This is a genomic window from Arthrobacter sp. JCM 19049 (assembly GCF_001310435.1).
Genome location: NZ_BAXF01000276.1, coordinates 1 through 2,911, shown reverse-complemented (window position 1 = coordinate 2,911; position 2,911 = coordinate 1). Strand labels below are relative to the sequence as shown.

Annotated in this window: 1 protein-coding gene and 2 pseudogenes; 2 read left to right on the top strand and 1 reads right to left on the bottom strand. The window is 67.6% G+C overall.

What is annotated here, in order from left to right:
- On the top strand, window positions 1-251 hold a 251-nt coding region (locus tag JCM19049_RS10880), incomplete at its 5' end, for a hypothetical protein (RefSeq protein ID WP_279402997.1).
- 145 nt (window positions 252-396) lie between these two features.
- Here the strand turns inward: JCM19049_RS10880 and argG are convergent.
- A pseudogene (gene argG / locus JCM19049_RS10875) lies at window positions 397-1,823 on the bottom strand (argininosuccinate synthase).
- 234 nt (window positions 1,824-2,057) lie between these two features.
- Here argG and JCM19049_RS10870 point away from each other — a divergent pair.
- A pseudogene (locus JCM19049_RS10870) lies at window positions 2,058-2,911 on the top strand (aldo/keto reductase); the annotation flags it as partial.

Sequence of the window (2,911 nt, the reverse complement as noted above, 5' to 3'; positions counted from 1 at the left end):
CCGGCCAACTGCTGTTCGGGCTGGCGCTGGGCATCGCCCTGGCCAGGCTGATGCGGATGCCCGAGGAGCAAAAGGCGCTGATCGGCACGCTGACCACGCTGGTGACCTGGCTGGCCGACGAGGCGTTCACCCTGCCGGGCAAGGACACCCGCAGCGGAAGGATCATTCACGCCGGCCTGCGGATGATCGCGCTGGTCGGCTTCATCCTGGCCCTGCAGTCCCTGGCCGTCCTGAACGGGTGGAACGGCTAGCCCCCACCGCGGCGCCCCGGCGGGCACACAGCCCCAGGCTGGGCGCAACACGGAAACCAGGTGGACGGCGCACATGCCAAGCCCCGGCCGCTCCCACAACGGGAAGCCGGCCGGGGCCGTTCAGCATGGTGCCGGTGCCGGGTTCCTAGTCGGTGCCGGCGTCGAACGCGGCACTTTCAATGATCCGGTCCTGGGCCAGCTCCTCGCTTTCCACCGGGGAAACCTCGGCGATGGCCTCGGCGCCGCCGGATTCCAGGGCGCCGACCAGATCGGCGGTGTGCCCACCGACCAGGCCCATGGTGGCGTACTGCTCCAGGCGTCCACGCGAGTCGGCGATGTCCAGGTTGCGCATGGTCAGCTGGCCGATGCGGTCCAGCGGGCCGAACGCGGCGTCGCCCACACGCTCCATCGAGAGCTTGTCCGGGTGGTAGCTCAGGTTCTCCCCGGCGGTGTCCAGGATCGTGTAGTCGTCCCCGCGGCGCAAACGCAGGGTGACGGTGCCGGTGATCGCCGAGCCGATCCAGCGCTGGATCGATTCGCGCAGCATCAGCGACTGCGGGTCCAGCCAGCGGCCCTCGTACATCAGGCGGCCCAGGCGGCGGCCCTCGTTGTGGTAGCTGGCCACGGTGTCCTCGTTGTGGATCGCGTTGACCAGGCGCTCGTAGGCGATGAACAGCAGCGCCATGCCCGGGGCCTCGTAGATGCCGCGCGACTTGGCCTCGATGATGCGGTTCTCGATCTGGTCGCTCATGCCCAGGCCGTGGCGTCCACCGATCAGGTTCGCCTCGTTGACCAGGGCGACCGCGCTGCTGAACTCCTGGCCGTTGATGGCCACCGGGCGTCCGGCCTCGAAGGTGATCGACACGTCCTCGGACTTGATCTGCACCGACTCGTCCCAGAACTTCACGCCCATGATCGGTTCGACCGATTCCAGCGAGGTGTCCAGCAGCTCCAGGGTCTTCGCCTCATGGGTGGCGCCCCAGATGTTCGCATCGGTCGAGTAGGCCTTCTCGGCGGAATCGCGGTACGGGAAGCCGTGGGCGACCATCCACTCGCTCATTTCCTGGCGTCCGCCCAGTTCGTGCACGAAGTTCGGGTCCAGCCACGGCTTGTAGATCTGCAGCCGCGGGTTGGCCATCAGCCGTAGCGGTAGAAGCGCTCGATGTCGTTGCCCTTGTAGGTTGAGCCGTCGCCCCAGATGTCCACGCCGTCTTCACGCATGGCGCGCACCAGCAGGGTGCCGGTGACCACACGGCCCAGGGGAGTGGTGTTGAAGTAGGACTTGCCGCCGGAACGGATGTGGAAGGCGCCGCAGGCCAGGGCCGCGAAGCCCTCCTCGACCAGGGCCGGCTTGCAGTCGACCAGGCGTGAGGCCTCGGCCCCGTATTCCAGGGCGCGGCCGGGAACGGCGTCGATGTTCGGCTCGTCGTACTGGCCCAGATCCCCGGTGTAGGTGTAGGGGATGGCGCCGTTGTGGCGCATCCAGGCGACGGCAACGGAGGTGTCAAGGCCGCCGGAGAAGGCGATTCCGACGCGTTCTCCGACTGGAAGGTTAGTGAGGACTTTAGACATGTATCCAGCATAGTGGATAAATATGCAATGTAGTGAATTTTGACCGAAATATGTCCGTGACCTCATCCGAACCGATAGGTTGGAAGCAGGGTCCGGCGCGCCGCGGCGCGCTGGTGAAGAAATCAGAGGCAGACCACCGCCGCAGCACCTCGGGCCGCCGCCGGTCGCCGACGGGATCCGGGCGCGGTGGTGGGTGACCGCGGGCAGCAGCAGCGTGCCCGCCAAGGAGGGAACATGGAATTCCGCCAGCTGGGACACAGCGGGTTGAGCGTGTCAGTGGTCGGCCTGGGGTGCAACAACCTCGGCCGGGCCGGGACCGCCACCGAGGACCAGACAGGAACCGATGCGGTGGTCCACGCGGCACTGGATGCCGGGATCACGCTGTTCGACGTCGCGGACATGTACGGCAAGCAGCCCGGCCTGTCCGAGCAGCGGCTGGGCAAGGCGCTGGGAAAGCGCCGCGACGAGGTGGTGCTGGCCACCAAGTTCGGCCTGGACATGCAGGGGGTGAACGGGCCGGACTTCGGGGCCCGGGGCTCGCGGCGCTACATCATGCGCGCGGTGGAGGCCTCCCTGCGCCGCTGGGAACCGAGTACATCGACCTCTACCAGTTCCACACGCCGGATCCCAATACGCCGATCGATGAGACGCTGCGCGCACTGGATGATCTGGTCACCTCCGGCAAGGTGCGCTACATCGGGCACTCGAACCATGCCGGCTGGCAGATCGCCCGGGCCGAGTACGTGGCCCGGCAGCTCGGATCCCACCGCTTCATCTGCGCCCAAAACCACTACAACCTGCTCGACCGGCGGGCCGAGCTGGAGGTGCTGCCGGCGGCGCGCGAATTCGGGCTCGGGGTGCTGCCCTACTTCCCGCTTGCCAACGGCCTGCTGACCGGAAAATACTCCAAGGGCAGTGCACCGAAGGGCAGCCGGCTGACCCACGCCCGCCAGCACCTGCTGGAAACCAGCGACTTCGAGCAGCTGCAGCGCTTCGCGGATTTCGCCGCCGAACGGGAGCTGAGCCCGGTGCAGCTGGCCTTCTCCTGGCTGGCCGCCCAGTCCCCGGTGGCCTCGGTCATCGCCGGG